The sequence below is a fragment of the Bradyrhizobium yuanmingense genome (assembly GCF_029167105.1).
GTDB classification, from domain to species: domain Bacteria; phylum Pseudomonadota; class Alphaproteobacteria; order Rhizobiales; family Xanthobacteraceae; genus Bradyrhizobium; species Bradyrhizobium yuanmingense_A.
This window is the reverse complement of the sequence record NZ_JARFML010000072.1, coordinates 1-14140: the sequence shown is the minus strand read 5'-3', so window position 1 is coordinate 14140 and position 14140 is coordinate 1. Positions and strand designations below refer to the sequence as shown.

The 14140-nt window shown below is 65.7% G+C and carries 12 protein-coding genes; 6 read left to right on the top strand and 6 right to left on the bottom strand.

The window, feature by feature from the left end:
- Positions 1-201 precede the first annotated feature (201 nt).
- The 5 genes from P0R31_RS39640 to P0R31_RS39620 all read right to left on the bottom strand — a co-directional run bounded on the left by P0R31_RS39640 (position 202) and on the right by P0R31_RS39620 (position 9850).
- Positions 202-2070 carry a sigma-54-dependent Fis family transcriptional regulator gene (locus P0R31_RS39640; RefSeq protein WP_275520733.1) on the bottom strand — a complete coding sequence of 623 codons (1869 nt, stop codon included), beginning with the start codon at positions 2068-2070 and terminating at the stop codon, positions 202-204.
- A 230-nt stretch (positions 2071-2300) separates the two neighbouring features.
- Entirely contained in the window at positions 2301-5606 is a 3306-nt protein-coding gene (locus P0R31_RS39635; protein WP_275520731.1) for an acetyl-CoA carboxylase family protein, read from the bottom strand.
- An 8-nt stretch (positions 5607-5614) separates the two neighbouring features.
- Entirely contained in the window at positions 5615-7336 is a 1722-nt protein-coding gene (locus P0R31_RS39630; RefSeq protein ID WP_275520729.1) for an AMP-binding protein, read from the bottom strand.
- Positions 7337-7483: 147 nt separating this feature from the next.
- Positions 7484-8155 (bottom strand): aspartate/glutamate racemase family protein, encoded by a 672-nt coding sequence (locus P0R31_RS39625; RefSeq protein WP_275520727.1) that lies wholly within the window; start codon positions 8153-8155, stop codon positions 7484-7486.
- Between the two features lie 12 nt (positions 8156-8167).
- Positions 8168-9850, bottom strand: coding sequence for a methyl-accepting chemotaxis protein (locus tag P0R31_RS39620; protein ID WP_275520726.1), 1683 nt, complete (start codon positions 9848-9850; stop codon positions 8168-8170).
- A 292-nt stretch (positions 9851-10142) separates the two neighbouring features.
- Here P0R31_RS39620 and P0R31_RS39615 point away from each other — a divergent pair, with 292 nt between their 5' ends.
- The gene (locus P0R31_RS39615) at positions 10143-10643 is read left to right on the top strand and encodes a hypothetical protein (RefSeq protein ID WP_275520724.1); all 501 of its coding nucleotides are present in this window, start codon (positions 10143-10145) and stop codon (positions 10641-10643) included.
- A gap of 14 nt (positions 10644-10657) precedes the next feature.
- Complete coding sequence (locus P0R31_RS39610) at positions 10658-11128, top strand: hypothetical protein (protein ID WP_275520735.1); 471 nt, start codon at positions 10658-10660, stop codon at positions 11126-11128.
- A 3-nt stretch (positions 11129-11131) separates the two neighbouring features.
- On the opposite strand, the gene P0R31_RS39605 is transcribed toward P0R31_RS39610, so the two are convergent.
- Positions 11132-11731, bottom strand: coding sequence for a TetR/AcrR family transcriptional regulator (locus tag P0R31_RS39605; RefSeq protein WP_275520722.1), 600 nt, complete (start codon positions 11729-11731; stop codon positions 11132-11134).
- 157 nt (positions 11732-11888) lie between these two features.
- On the opposite strand from P0R31_RS39605, the gene P0R31_RS39600 reads away from it, so the two are divergent.
- The 4 genes from P0R31_RS39600 to P0R31_RS39585 form a co-directional block, all read left to right on the top strand.
- On the top strand, positions 11889-12266 hold the full coding sequence (locus P0R31_RS39600; protein WP_275520720.1) for a tautomerase family protein: 378 nt from the start codon (positions 11889-11891) through the stop codon (positions 12264-12266).
- A 194-nt stretch (positions 12267-12460) separates the two neighbouring features.
- Positions 12461-12667, top strand: coding sequence for a hypothetical protein (locus tag P0R31_RS40955; protein ID WP_343299369.1), 207 nt, complete (start codon positions 12461-12463; stop codon positions 12665-12667).
- A gap of 92 nt (positions 12668-12759) precedes the next feature.
- Positions 12760-13338: a glycine-rich domain-containing protein gene (locus P0R31_RS39590; RefSeq protein ID WP_275520716.1), complete on the top strand. Its 579-nt coding sequence runs from the start codon at positions 12760-12762 to the stop codon at positions 13336-13338.
- 4 nt (positions 13339-13342) lie between these two features.
- Positions 13343-14140 (top strand): TIGR04222 domain-containing membrane protein (locus P0R31_RS39585; RefSeq protein ID WP_275520713.1); only part of this gene is annotated, 798 nt, incomplete at its 3' end.

Below are 14140 nucleotides of genomic sequence, written 5' to 3'. Positions count from 1 at the left end.
GCCTCCATCGCGTTCAATATGAGGCGGTGGGCCACGATCACCGCCTGAACTGCCCGCCGAGGGTGGCAATTACAAACTCGGACCGCAATCCACGCGACTGCGGCCCTCTATCCTGACGTCTTCGGCCTCAAAAAGCAGTAGCGCAACAGGCCCACAGGGGGAGAGGGGAAGAAAGAGCTCCGCTTCGCGAACTGATACCACCTACTGCGCCGCCTCGATCTTCAGCTGCTTGATCTTCCGATACAGCGTCGCGCGGCTGAGCTTCAATGCGCGCGCTGCATCCGTGACACGACCATCGTTCTTTCGTAGCGCCTCGATGATCGTGGCGCGTTCGGCTGCGGCGAGATCGGGCTCCACCGCCCCCCCACCGAACGGCGGCAGGTCGAGATCCGCATCCATGATGACGCCGTCTTCGGCGGTGCAGCCGGCGAGCCGCAGCACGTGGCGGAGCTGGCGCATGTTGCCGGGGAACGGATAGGCCGCGAGCTGCGACCAAGCCTCGTCCGACAGGCGGCAGTTCGGCGCTTCCTCACGTGCGAGCTGGCGGATGATGTCGCCGCGGTCGGCGCGCTCGCGCAAGGCGGGGAGGCGCACCTCGATGCCGCGCAGGCGAAAATAGAGGTCGGCGCGGAAGGCCCCCGCTTCCGCCATGCGGCCGAGGTCGCGATGCGTGGCGCTGATCAGGCGAATGTCGACAGTGACAGGCTTGAGCGCGCCGAGCGGCCAGACCTCGCGGTTTTCCAGAACGCGCAACAGGCGCGTCTGCAAGCCGATCGGCATGTCGCCGATCTCGTCGAGGAACAGCGTGCCGCCGTCGGCCTGCACGATCAGGCCCTTCGAGCCCTCGCGCCGCGCGCCGGTGAAGGCGCCGGCCTCGTAGCCGAACAGCTCGGCATCGATCAGGCTCTCGGGGATCGCGGCGCAATTGAGCGCGACATAATTGTTGCGCGCGCGGTTGCTTGCGCCGTGAATAGCCCGCGCGAACACGTCCTTGCCGACGCCGGTCTCGCCATGCAGCAGCACCGGCAGATCATGATCGATGACAGCCCGCAGCCGCTTCACGCTCCTGATCAGGTCGGGATCGCGGCCGGCGAGCCGATGCAGCGCGTCGAAACGGTCGACGGAGGGGTTGCGGCGCTTGGTCAGCGGCCGCGCGCGCTGCGGCGGCGCGATCCGCCCCGGCCCCAACGAGCGGCCATCCGCGCGGCGCAACTGGACGATCTCGTCTGCATCGCGCGCAGCGTGGTGATCGAACTTGACGTAGCGCGACAGGTCTATGCCGGAGGCGATCAGGCCGTCGGTGATGCCCAGCAATGCTCGCAGGGACCGGCACGCGCCGACGACGCGGTGATCGTCGTCATAGGCGAGCAGGCCGTTGCCGCCCTCGCCAGGCAGGGTGGCGATCCATGCGTTGCGGAAATGGTCGCGGAAGATCGCACCCTCGATGCGACGCGTCGCCTGCATCGCGACCGCGAGCGCGAGCTGGTGCGCGGCGCGGCTGAGGTCATCACGACAAGAGGTGATGTTGACGGCGCCTGCGAGGCGGCCGGCCTCGTCGAACAGCGGGGTCACCGCACAGGAGAAGATGCCCCACTGCTCGCGAAAATGCTCGTCGCGATGAACCAGGATCGGCTTCTGTTCCGCAAGGCAGGTGCCGAGCCCGTTGGTGCCCTCATGGGCCTCCGAAAAATTTGAGCCGGTATAGACCTTCCAGCGCAGGAAGATCTCGGTGTCGGCCTCGCCCGGCAAGCGGCTGAACAGCATGGTGGCGTTGGCATCAGCGAGATTGACGCAATAGCCGACGTCCCGCAGCACGCGGGCGAGGTCCTCGAGTTCGGTCGTTGCGAGCCGGATCGTCTCCTCCATCGGCTCGGCGACATGGCGGATCTCGGCTTCGGTCAGCGTCTGCGGCGGGCCCTGGCGGGCGGGATCGAGCTTGTGATTGACCAGGCAGCGCCGCCAGGAATTGGCAATCCGCGAGGAGGCATCGACCTCCGCCAAGCGGTCAGTAACCTGATTGGCGACGGACAAGACACGGGCGACATGGTTCGAGGCCGAAAGGCTGGCCATCGCGGACGTCTCCACCCTGTATTATTGTGCAAAGTCTGGCACCGCAGGCGGGGATGTCAATCAGGAACAGGGAAAGCCGAGGGTCGCGCCTCTCCCCGTCCTCATTCCGGGGCGGCTCGAAGAGCCGAACTATGGTGCGCAATTGCGCACCTGAGAATCCTCGAGATTCCGGGTTCGATGCTTCGCATCGCCCAGGAATGACGGAAGGAGTTAGATTTGCTGCACTGCCCTCACCACGTATCGATGCACGGCCGCTTCTTCGACGTCCTCGGCTCGGGCTTCGGCACCGTGCGCAGACCGGCCATGATCCAGCGCCGCGTTTCGGCCGGATCGATGACGTTGTCGATCTCGAACACGGAGGCGATCGAGACCGCTTTGCCGTTGGCATAGAGCTCGGCGACCTTGTTGCGGTAATAGGTCTCGCGTTGCTCGGGGTCGGCGATCGCCTCCATCTCCTTGCGGAAGCCGAGGCGGACGTAGCCCTCCAGGCCCATGCCGCCGAACTCGCCGGTCGGCCACGCCGCCGTGAAGAAAGAGGCATGGAAGCCGCCGCCGATCATCGATTGCGCGCCGAGACCGTAGCCCTTGCGCAGCACGATGCCGAACAGCGGCACGGTGAGGCTGGCGCCGGTCACGAACATGCGCGAGACGTGGCGCACGATCGCGGTCTTCTCCGCCTCCGGGCCGACCATGAAGCCAGGTGTGTCGCACAGCGAGACAACAGGCAGATCGAAGGCGTCGCAGAGCTGGAGGAAACGCGCAGCCTTGTCGCCGGCGTCAGCATCGATGGCGCCGCCGAGATGGCGCGGGTTGTTGGCGATCAGGCCGAACGGCTTGCCTTCGATGCGGATCAGCGCGGTGATCATGCCGACGCCGTAGTCGCGGCGCAGCTCCAGCACAGAGTCCCTGTCGGCGACGAGGTCGATCACGCTTCGGATGTCATAGACTCGCAGGCGGTTCTCGGGGATGGCGCGGCGGAGCAGGCGCTGGTCGGCGGCCTCCCACTCCGTCACCGCGCCCTGGAAATAGGACAGGTATTTTTGCGCGACAGATGTCGCCTCTTCTTCGTCCTCGACCAGGATGTCGATGACGCCGTTCGGCGATTGGAACGATACGGGGCCGACCTCGGCCGGATGATAGACGCCGAGGCCGCCACCCTCGATCATGGCAGGACCGCCCATGCCGATCGAAGCATTCTTGGTGGCAATGATGACGTCGCAGCAGCCGAGCATCGCGGCATTGCCGGCGAAGCAATAGCCGGAAACGACGCCGACGACAGGCACGAGACCCGAGAGCCGCGCAAATTGCACGAAGGACGGGCCGTCGAGGCCGGTCATGCCGAGCCGGTCCGTGTCGCCGGGCCGGCCGCCACCGCCTTCGGCGTAGAACACCAGCGGCACGCGCCAGTCTTCCGCGAGCGTCAGCATGCGGTCGATCTTCTTGTGGTTCATGTGGCCCTGCGTGCCCGCGAGCACGGTGTAGTCATAGGCCACGACGATACAGCGCGCGCCTTCCGGTCCGAACTTCTCTGCATTCACCGTGGCGACGCCCATGACGAGGCCGTCCGCCGGCGTGTTCTTGATGAGATCGTCGAGCTTGCGCCGGCGGCGCTGTGCCGCGATCGCGAGACTGCCGTACTCCATGAACGAGCCGTCGTCGACCAGCTGGGCGACGTTCTCGCGCGCGGTGCGCTGGTTGGTGTTGCGCCGGCGCTCGACCGCGGCCGGGCGGTTCTCATCGAGCGTGTTCGCCTGGCGCGCAATCAGCTCGGCGAGGTCGGGGCGGATGTGATCGAGATCGACATCGGTTTCCGCCGCCGTGCTGTCGGCTGCTACGTCGAGCGGCTCGAGATAGAGGATCGGCTCGCCATGCATCAGCGTGACGCCATCACCGGCGACGAGTTTTGTCACCCGACCGCCCTGCTCGGCCATCACCAGATGTTCCATCTTCATGGACTCGATCACGGCGAGTTGCTGGCCGGGGCGGACGATCTCGCCTTCCCGCACCTGGATGGTGACGATGGTGCCTTGGAGGGGCGCCGCGACCATCACCGTGCCCTCGGGTACGGTTTGCGCGACGTGCACCTCCGCGCTGTGGTCACCGCTGCGCTCGGCCGCGGCGAAGTAAAGCGGCTTGGCTGCGCCATCCGATGCTTCCACGAGCTTGGCAATGTTGCGGTCGATGAAGTCGGTCGCGATGCGGTTGGTCCTGAAATCGGGATGCGCGAGCACCGCCTGAAGGAAAGCAATGTTGGTGACGACACCGTCGATCCGGAACTCGCGCAAGCTGCGCGAGGCTTTCGCGACCACGTCATGCCAGGCCTCGCCCGGCGTGTGCACGATCACCTTGGCCAGCAGCGAGTCGAAAGCGGCGCTGGTCTTGTAGCCGGCATAGCCGAAGCTGTCGACGCGGACGCCGGGTCCCGACGGCGGCTCGAACACGGCTAGGACGCCACCGGTCGGATGCGTGGCGCCTGACACGTCCAGCGTCTCCATGTTGACGCGAAGCTGCATGGCATGGCCGCGCGGCTTCGGGATCGATCCCTGCGCAAGACCAAGCGAGGCCAGCGTGCTGCCTGCAGCGACTGCGAGCTGGGCACGGACGAGGTCGACGCCGAGCACCTCTTCGGTCACGGTGTGCTCGACCTGGAGCCGCGGGTTGGCCTCGATGAAGGCGAAGCTGTCCTCGGCGGTTCCGTCGACCAGAAACTCGAACGTGCCGAGATTGTCGTAAGACGCGGCGCCCGCCAGCTGCCTTGCCGCTTCGATGATGCGACCGCGCAAGGCATCGCTCAAGGACGGGCTCGGCGCGACCTCGATCAGCTTCTGGTGCCGGCGCTGGATGGTGCATTCGCGTTCCCAGAGATGGGAGATCGCACCATGGCGGTCGCCGATGATCTGGACCTCGATGTGGCGCGCCTGCCGGATCAGCCGCTCGGCATAGACGCCCTCGAAGCCGAACGCCGCCTTGGCCTCGGATTGGCAGCGCGCATAGGCCTCCGGAAGATCGGACGCGTTCTCCACCACGCGCATGCCGCGGCCGCCACCGCCCGCCATCGCCTTGATCACGATCGCAGCGCTGCTGCCGAGCGAGGTGAAGAATGCCGTGATCTCCTCGAGGCTCGACGGCCCGCTGGTGCCGGCAATGATCGGCACGCCGTAGCGTTTCGCCAGCTGGCGTGCGGCAACCTTGTCGCCGAACAGTTCGAGCGCGGCCGGTTTCGGCCCGACGAAGGTGATTCCAGCGTCGGCGCAGGCTTTCGCGAAGGCCGCGTTCTCGCTGAGGAAGCCGTAGCCGGGATGCACGGCATCGCAAGCTGCGCTCTTCGCCGCCCTCACCACGGCCTCGATGTCGAGATAGGCCCGTGCGCCGCGGCCGGGGATCTCGATCGCCTCGTCCGCAACGCGCACATGCAGGGACAGCGCATCGTCGGCGGGATGGATCGCGACCGTCGCAATGCCGGCATCAGCCGCCGCGCGTGCGATGCGGATGGCGATCTCGCCGCGATTGGCGATCAGGAGCTTCTTGAACGACATCGTCTCTCTCACTGGACGGCAGGAGGATTTGGATTGAGGTCCTGCTTCCTGACCTTGCCCGTTGCCGTCAGCGGCAGCGCGTCGATAAGGCGGACTTCCGGAACCTTGTAGACGGCCATGCGCTCGGCGCACCAGGCGCGCAGTTCCTGTTCTGAGACAGTGCCGATCGCTTCCGGCTTGAGCTGGATGTAAGCGACCGGCACCTGACCCTTGTCCGGATCGTCCCGGCCGACCACGCCCGAGCCCAGCACCTTCGGATGCTGCCCCAGCAACGCTTCGATCTCCGGCGGAAACACGCTCATGCCCTTGACCTTCAGCATCTCCTTGCGCCGGCCGAGGAAGTGCAGAAAACCGTCCTCGTCGATGGTGCCGATATCGCCGGTGCGCAACCAGCCGTCGACGAGCGATTCCGCCGTCGCCTCGGGCTTGTTCCAGTAGCTCTTGAGCAGCGACGGCGTACGCACGCGGATCTCGCCTTCGGCTCCCAGCGGCAGCAGCGCGCCGGTCTCGAAATCGGTGATCTTGAACTCGGCGCCGGGGACCGGCAGGCCGACGAAGATCGGCTGGCTATTGAGGTCGAAATCCCCGTCCTGAAAGCCAGCGGTGAAAGTATTGGAAGTGTGGGTCTCGGTCATGCCCCAGGCCGCCTCCATCAGGATCGTGCCGGTGAGATCCCTCCAGCGCCTGCGATAGCCGGCGTTGAGCTTCTTGACGAAGGAGACCACGCGCACCTGTTGCAGCGACGACAGGTCGAACTCGCTCCAGCGCGGATGGTCCATCATCTCGACCGCGCTGTCGACCGGCATTGCCGTCATCGTGACCTTGTACTTGTCGATCGCCGCCATCGCGCCGACAGCGTCCCAGCGTGCGAGCAGAACCAGCGTGCCGCCCGAGAACAGCGGGAAGATCAGACCGGAATTCTCGCCCGCAATCCAGAACTCCGGAAAGAACGACAGGAACACGCTGCTCTCATCCGAGGGAAACGAGATGCCGTAATTGGCGGCGGCCGTGTAGACCATATCGCGATGGGTATGCACGCAGCCCTTGGGCATGCCGGTGGTGCCGCCGGTGTAATTGAGCGCAGCGACATCATCGAGGTGAGGCGGCGGCAGCGGGGTCGGTGCGGGCAGTGCCGCGAGCGCCGGCAGGAGATCAGTTGCGCCGGAGACCGCAACGCGCGGCGTGCGGATCGAGTCCGGTGCCGGAAAGGCAGGCGCCGCCGGCACGACATCGGCGAAGCTGGTGACGATGATCTCGCGCAGTCGCACCTCGCCGCGGACCTGATCAACGATAGGCATGAGCTGGTCGAGCGCGACGATCACCTCGGCCTGGGTGTCGTTGAGCTGGTAGGACAATTCGAATGCGCGCGACAGCGGGCTGACGGGGGCATGGACCGCACCGAGCTTCAGGATACCGAAGAACACGACATGGAATTGCGGACAGTTCGGCAGGAAGACGGCGACGCGATCGCCCTTGCGCACGCCCCTTGCCTGCAACAGCGCCGCAAAGCGATCGCTCTGCCGATCGAGATCGGCATAGGTGGTCACATGCCCGTAGAAGATCACCGCGGGCCGCTCCGGACTCCGCTTTGCCCAGGTGCGCAGATATTCCGTCAAGGGAACTTCGCCGTGCAGATAGTTCGGCGAGCGCGGCAGGCCCTTCGGCCAGGCTTTGTCCCACAGGCCGCGCAAGGTGGCGAGGTAGTCATTCTCGTCGAGGCCCGTGTTCATGACGTCCTTCCCGTGTTGCTTTTCTTTTCGCGAGGGAGGCAAGGCAGCATCGCTCGACCTCGTTACACGTCGAGCACCGCAGAGTTGATGTCAAGGAAAACAGTTTTCCGCAGCCTGGCCGATGCCGCGGCGCGGAAAAACCGGAGGTTACGCCGCGACGAGACGAATGATCCGTCGCACGGCAGATGGGATCGGGGCGATGATCGGCGCCGCGAACATCGGCTGAAGCTCGCGCGCCGCTTCACCCAGCGGCCCGCCGCCGATGATGACCGCCTCCGCTCTGTCTCGCACAATGCAGGCCTCAACCGCGCCGGCGAGCGCTGCGCGCAGCTGCGCCGGATCGCGCATCAGCTCTTGCGGATCGCCATCAGCAAAGCGCGTGCCGGTGTAGCTCGCGCGCAAGCCCAGCGTATCAGGCAATGCATCGATCCTCGCTTTCAGCAACGGCGTCGTGGTCGCCACGCCGAACCGGCGACCGTTCCCGGCGGCTTCCAGCATCGCGGATTCGCCGATGCCGACGGCGGGCAGCTTCATCGCCGCCTTGATCCCGGTGAGACCGGGATCACCGAATGCCGACACGATGACGCCGTCGCACTCGCCGCCACGGAGACGCGCGATCTCCTCGACCTCCAGCGCAGCCGCCTCCAGCGCGTCCGCCGAGACGATCATCGTGGGCGCACGCGTTGCCGTGGCGCCGACGATGTCGAAACCATCGGCGGCAGCGGACCTTGCGATCGCCACCATCATCGTGGTGGTCGCCTCGTTGCTGTTCGGATTGATCAGGAGGATGCGCGCGCGTCGATCGGAGCTTTGGCCCATCCTCCCGTTATACTAAGCCGCCCGCACGCCCGCAACGAAGGCGCTGACCTCGTCCTGCAGCGATTGCAGCTTGTGCGTCAGCCGGCCGCTCGATTGCAGTACGAGGCCGGCGGCCTGTCCGGTCTCGGCCGTCGCATCGGTGACGCCGGAGATGTTGTGCGAGACCTGGTCGGTGCCGGAGGCCGCCTCCTGCACGCTGTGCGCGATCGCCTTCGTCGCGGCGCCCTGCTCCTCGACCGCGGCGGCGATCGACGAGGAGATCTCGTTGACCTCCATGATGGTGGCGCGGATGCTCTCGATGTTGCCGACGACCTGATTGGTCTCGGCCTGGATCGCGGTGATCTGCGCGCCGATCTCGTCGGTCGCCTTCGCGGTCTGGCTCGCCAGCGACTTCACTTCGCTCGCGACCACCGCAAAGCCCTTGCCGGCCTCGCCCGCGCGCGCCGCCTCGATGGTGGCGTTGAGCGCGAGCAGATTGGTCTGCGAGGCGATCTGGTTGATGAGGTCGATGACCTCGCCGATCTTGTGCGCGGCGGCGGCAAGGCCCTGCACGGTGTCGTTGGTGCGCTGGCCGTCGGCGGCGGCCTTGTCGGCCACTGTCGCGGCCTGCGCGACGCGCTGGCTGATCTCGGCGATCGAGGCCGACAATTCGCCCGCGGCTGAGGCCACCGTCTGCACGTTGCTCGAGGCCTGCTGGCACGCGGTGGCGACGAAGCTCGCACGGTCGCTCGCCTTGTTCGCGGTTTCCGACATGCCCTGCGCGGCCTGCTGCATCGCGCGGGCCTCGTCGAAGACGTCGCGAACGACCGCCTGGACGCTCGCCTCGAACTTGCCGGCGAGATCGGTCATGGTCTTGCGCTTCTCCTCGTCGGCCTTCTGCTTCAACTCCTGCTGCTCGGCATGCATCCGGCTCACCGCCGATGCATTGTCCTTGAACACGGCGAGCGCCTTGGCGAGGCCGCCGACCTCGTCGCGGCGATCGGTGTAGGGCACGTCGAAGGCGCTGTCGCCGGCGGCAAGGCGCTCGGTCAGCGCGGTGATCCGGGCCAGCGGCCGGGTGACGCTGCGGCCGATCAGGAAGGAGGCGCCGAGCACTACGACCAGCACGGCGAGACAAATATAGGCGAAGGTCATCGCGTTCTGGCGGAAGGCGGCGTCGACGTCGTCCAGATAGATGCCGGTGCCGATGATCCAGCCCCAGGGCGCAAAGCCCTTCACATAGGAGATTTTCCCGACCGGCTGGTCGAAGCCGGGCTTCGGCCAGAGGTAGCCGTAGAAGCCCGCACCCCGCTTGTTGACGACGTCAACGAAGCCCATGAACAGCGCATTGCCGGCGGGATCCTTCATCCCGGAGAGATCCTTGCCGTCGAGCTCGGGCCTGATCGGATGCATGACCATCTTGGGGGTCATGTCGTTGATCCAGAAATACTCGACCTTGTCGTAGCGCAGACTCTTGATCTCGGCCATCGCGCCGGCCTGCGCCTGCTCGCGCGAGAGCTTTCCTTCGCTCTCGAGCTTCTGGTAGTGCGCCAGGATGCCGTAGCCGACATCGACCATCTGCTGCGTCTTGGCCTGACGGTCGGCGACCATCTGCGTGCGCAGGGTCGAAAGGGCGACCGGCGCCAACGCGATCATGCCGAGGAGGCTGATGCCGACAATCAGGACCAGCTTGAAACTGATGCGGGAGAAAATCATCGGTGCTCACAGGAATTGGAAGGGCTGATATGCCAGATTATCCCGCGTCTCTTAGCAAAGCTTTAAGCATTCGGGTTCCGACGCTCCGGAATTTTGCGGGGAACGTTACCGGCACGCTCGTATGGCCACGAGACAAGCGAGACCGACCTCACCCGAGATACGAATTCTTCCAATCTAGAACACCTCGACATCACCTCTCCGCGCGTTGACTTGGAGAGCTCTCTGGCAGAACGATCGGCGCAGATCATCCGCGCCAGCGCTGGCGTGAGCGCAGCCGGAGGCCAGAGGCACAATGCATCGATCGACATACACGAGGCCCGTCGACCTTCCTGCGCTGAGCGCAGCGGAGCGGCTCTTCATCTGGGGATTTCGGGCGAAGGCGCGTAGCGGAAGCGCCGTCCCGACGGCGGCCGATATCCAGCAGGTGTACGACCATTTTCGCGTCGGCGATGCCGTACTGTCGCTGGATTCCATCATCGAGATCTTTGCCTGCACCGCGCATACCGCGATCGAAGTGCACTGCCCCACCTGTCCGCGCATGTCCGACAGCGAGCGCGGAATCTTGCGCGCGATTGCCGCGGCCCAGCAGGACCGCGTCGATGTCGCGCGCGAGCAGTTCGAGCGCTGGCTGCCGCCGATCGGCGCCGATTGGGCGCTCGCGCCGGTCCTGGGGCTTGCGACGATCTTCCGCATGGCCGGCCTCGTCCTGCCCGACCGGCACGAGCCGTCTGTCGCGCATGACGGAATTTCGGCGATGAAGAGCTGGTTCGTCGGCAGCGCGACGTTGCATTGACGCGATCGTTCACGATGCGGGCCAGTGGCGATTCTGCGCCGACGTCGGACGCGGGTGAGCCGCTGCTCTGTCCACTTCAAGCCGCGCTTGCGACCCGGCCGGACATCGACAGCTACGATGATTTTTCCCGCCTCGCGCTGGCGCTGCTCCGCTTCATCGGAGCGGCCTATGCGACCGGCGCATCGGATTGCTGGGAAGCGGCCTATCGCTTTGCCGAGGAAGCGCCCGGCATTGCCGACAGTCCGCTGCTGGTCGCGCGCGCGGCCGCGCTCGTCAGGATCCTGCGCAAGGAGCGGCCCTGCGAGCTGTGCTTCATGCCGCCGTCCTGCAGGCGCCTTTCCAAGGACGAGGCGGAATTGATGCGACTGCTGGCGGTCGCGCGCCGCAAGCAGCCGGGCGAGCTCGAATCCACCGTTGGCCAGATCGTTGGCGCCAGGACGGAGGATGCTGCGACACGCGCGGTCAACGCGCTCGCGCTTTGCTGACACCTATCCGCCCTTCCTGCCGAGCACGAGATCGATCGTGTGCGCGGCGATCTTGCGCAATTGGGGTTCGTCCCCGTAGGCACGCTCGAGCACGGCGAGTCCGCGCGTCACGGTGGCGATGTGAAGCGCCGCAGCCGAGGGATTGCCGTCGAACTCGCCTCGCGCCGCACCGGCCGCCAACGTGTCCTGAAGCAGTGCGGTAATGCGCGAGATCAGGCTCGCGAAAGCCTGGCGGGCGTTGTCGTCGAGCCCCTCGCCTTCGGCTGCGCCGAGCTCCATCAGCCCGCGCGTCGTCGGACAGCCGCGCGGCGGCGTGCCCGAGCGGAAATTGGTGATGGTCAGATCGAAGAATGCGGTGAGGCGCTTGCGCAAGGAACCCGACCCGAGCGCCTTTTGCAGCGCTGCGAGATAATCCCCGGCGTAGCGTTCATAGGCCTGCAGAAATAGCGCCTCCTTGCTGCCGAAGGCGTTGTAGAGACTTCCGCGCTGGACCGCCGCATCGCGCGCGATGTCGGACAGCGAGGTGCCGCGCACGCCTTTGCGCCAGAACTGGTCGAACGCAATGCGCAGGACCTCGTCGTGATCGAACTCGCGCGGTCTCAAGCTTGGCTCCGCAAATATTTGACACGCCGTCAAGAACATGCTTTCTGAACATCGTGTCAAAAACTGGCTGAGATTGATAGTCCACTTTTCTCAATTGGCCGGGCCGGCGGCGTTCACATCGCCGTGCCGGCCGGGGCCGCATGCAAAAGGCCGCGCGATGCCTCTCCTCCACATTTCGATGCGCGCCGGCAAGCCACAAGGCTACCGGCAGGCGATTCTCGACGGACTTTACCGCGCCATGCGTGAGGCCCTGAACGTGCCCGAAGGCGACGCGTTCATGGCCATCACCGAGCATGAGCCGGCCAACTTCCGCTGCGGCAATGCCTACGGCGTCGAGCGCAGCGACGACGCCGTGCTGATCCAGATCACCGTGTTCGCCTCGCGCACCGCCGAGCAGAAGAAAGCGCTGTATCGGCGGATCGCCGACCTGCTCGGCGAGAATCCGGGGATCAGGCCCGAGGACGTGTTCGTCAACGTGCTCGACGCGCCCAAGGAGAACTGGTCGGTCGGAAACGGCGTCGCGCAGTTCGCGTGAGCGTGCCGGGCGCGGAATTGCCGTCTTCCGCGGGAGCTGCCTGTGCGGCGAGATCGCCTTCGAGGTCGAAGGACCGTTCGAGCGTTTCCTCAATTGCCATTGCTCGCGCTGCCGCAAGGCAACCGGGACCGCGCATTCCTCAGAGGTGATCGAAGGCGCAGGCGCTGCGCTGGCTGCGCGGTGAAGCGTCCGTGATGCGCTTTGACCTGCCCGGCGCGCGGAGCTTTGCCACCGCATTCCGCAAGATCTGCGGCAGCCCGATGCCGCACCTCACGCGCAGCGGACGCGAGGCGATCATCCATGCCGGCGCGTTCGACGAGAAGCTGGGCGCGGCACCGGACCGGCACGTGCAGTGGGCATCCCGTGCACCCTGGTATGTGCATGGAGATGGGCAGGATTGAAGCCGGCATTGCCGGCATCCTCTCCATATTTGGGTAAGCATGCCCTCATTCGACCCTCGTGCAGTCCAGCGATCCCATGCTATTCTTGCGGCATGGACCATGATCCGGAGCTTTCGTTGCGAGGGGCGGCGCTCAAGGTCGAACTTCAGGCGGACGAGCCGGCCTGGACTACTCCACGACGGGAGTTGTGGCAGCGTATCGCGCAGCATGATTTCGAGCCGGACACGCCACTGAACTTCACCCGCAGGCTGGCGCGCGATCATCAATGGAGCCTCGAGAATGCCCGCGCGGCGGTCGACGCCTATCGCCGCTTCTGCTTTCTCGCTGTGGTGTCGCCAACACCGGTCACACCGAGCGAAGTGGTCGACGAGGTTTGGCACCAGCACTTGATCTATTCGCGTGACTACTGGACGGTCTGGTGCGACCAAGTGCTCAAGGCAGCGTTGCATCACGACCCGACGCCCGGCGGTGCTGAGGCGCAGATGGTTTATCGCCGGCAGTATGCCGAAACCCTCGCCCTGCACGAACAATTCTTCGGGCCGCCCGCCCCCGATCTGTGGCCGGCGACGCATCTGCGCTTCGGACCTCCGCGCTATCACGTGACGGACCGGAACAACTGGCTGATCGTTCCGCGTCCAATCACCTGGATCCGCCGCTTGTCCAAGAGGTGAACTGATGGAATGGAATCCGTTCAACTGGACTGCCGGCCCTTTCCTCACCCTCTATCTCTCTCTTGCATTCGTCCTCTTCGCCGTGGGCTTTCGCCTCAGGTCCAAGATCGGTCCCGCCGCGCAAACCAGCAGTCGGCTGGGCATCCTGGAATTGGCCTATCTGGCCGGCGGCGAGCGCCGCCTCGGCGATGCGGTGTTGTTCAGGCTCACCTCCGGATACGGCGCCACGATCGAACCCCGGGGCTACAAGATCACCGTTATCGATCAGGCGCCGCTGGCAACCCTGATCAATCAGCCGCCCCGGATGCAATTCCAGCCCGGCATGACGCGACAGCAGTTTCAGACGGCCATCGACCCGATCGTCGAGCGCGTCCGGAAATTCCTGCAACGATCCGGCTATTGTCCGAGCCCCGAGCAGATGGCCTCGTTCCGCCTGACGGTCCTTCCCTTCGTCGGCCTCCTGATGGTGTTCGGGATCACGAAGGCTGTGATTGGCGCGTCGCGGCATCATCCCGTCGAATTCCTGATTCTCCTCATCCTGCTCACCGCGGCCGCCGCCGTCATGTTGGTGAAATCTCCCCGGCGCACCCAGGCCGGCACGAGGATTCTCGAAACCTATCAAGCCTCGCATGAGCGGGCTTCACGTGCGCCGCGTGATCACGAGCTCCTTCTCGCGGTGGCGCTCTCGGGCGCGGTCGTCCTGACGGGGACGGCGCACGCCTCCGTCTATAGTGCCGCGCAGACGATGAGCAACAGCAGCGGTGGTGGCGACGGCGGCAGCGGAGGCTGCGGAGGTGGAGGC

Excerpts from the sequence above, each read along its gene's own strand:
- P0R31_RS39630 (WP_275520729.1), bottom strand. The coding sequence starts at position 7,336 with ATGAACACGGGCCTCGACGAGAATGACTACCTCGCCACCTTGCGCGGC.
- P0R31_RS39625 (WP_275520727.1), bottom strand. The coding sequence starts at position 8,155 with ATGGGCCAAAGCTCCGATCGACGCGCGCGCATCCTCCTGATCAATCCG.
- P0R31_RS39600 (WP_275520720.1), top strand. The coding sequence starts at position 11,889 with ATGCCTCTCCTCCACATTTCGATGCGCGCCGGCAAGCCACAAGGCTAC.
- P0R31_RS39620 (WP_275520726.1), bottom strand. The coding sequence starts at position 9,850 with ATGATTTTCTCCCGCATCAGTTTCAAGCTGGTCCTGATTGTCGGCATC.
- P0R31_RS39635 (WP_275520731.1), bottom strand. The coding sequence starts at position 5,606 with ATGTCGTTCAAGAAGCTCCTGATCGCCAATCGCGGCGAGATCGCCATC.
- P0R31_RS39590 (WP_275520716.1), top strand. The coding sequence starts at position 12,760 with ATGGACCATGATCCGGAGCTTTCGTTGCGAGGGGCGGCGCTCAAGGTC.
- P0R31_RS39615 (WP_275520724.1), top strand. The coding sequence starts at position 10,143 with ATGCATCGATCGACATACACGAGGCCCGTCGACCTTCCTGCGCTGAGC.
- P0R31_RS39610 (WP_275520735.1), top strand. The coding sequence starts at position 10,658 with ATGCGGGCCAGTGGCGATTCTGCGCCGACGTCGGACGCGGGTGAGCCG.
- P0R31_RS39640 (WP_275520733.1), bottom strand. The coding sequence starts at position 2,070 with ATGGCCAGCCTTTCGGCCTCGAACCATGTCGCCCGTGTCTTGTCCGTC.
- P0R31_RS40955 (WP_343299369.1), top strand. The coding sequence starts at position 12,461 with ATGCGCTTTGACCTGCCCGGCGCGCGGAGCTTTGCCACCGCATTCCGC.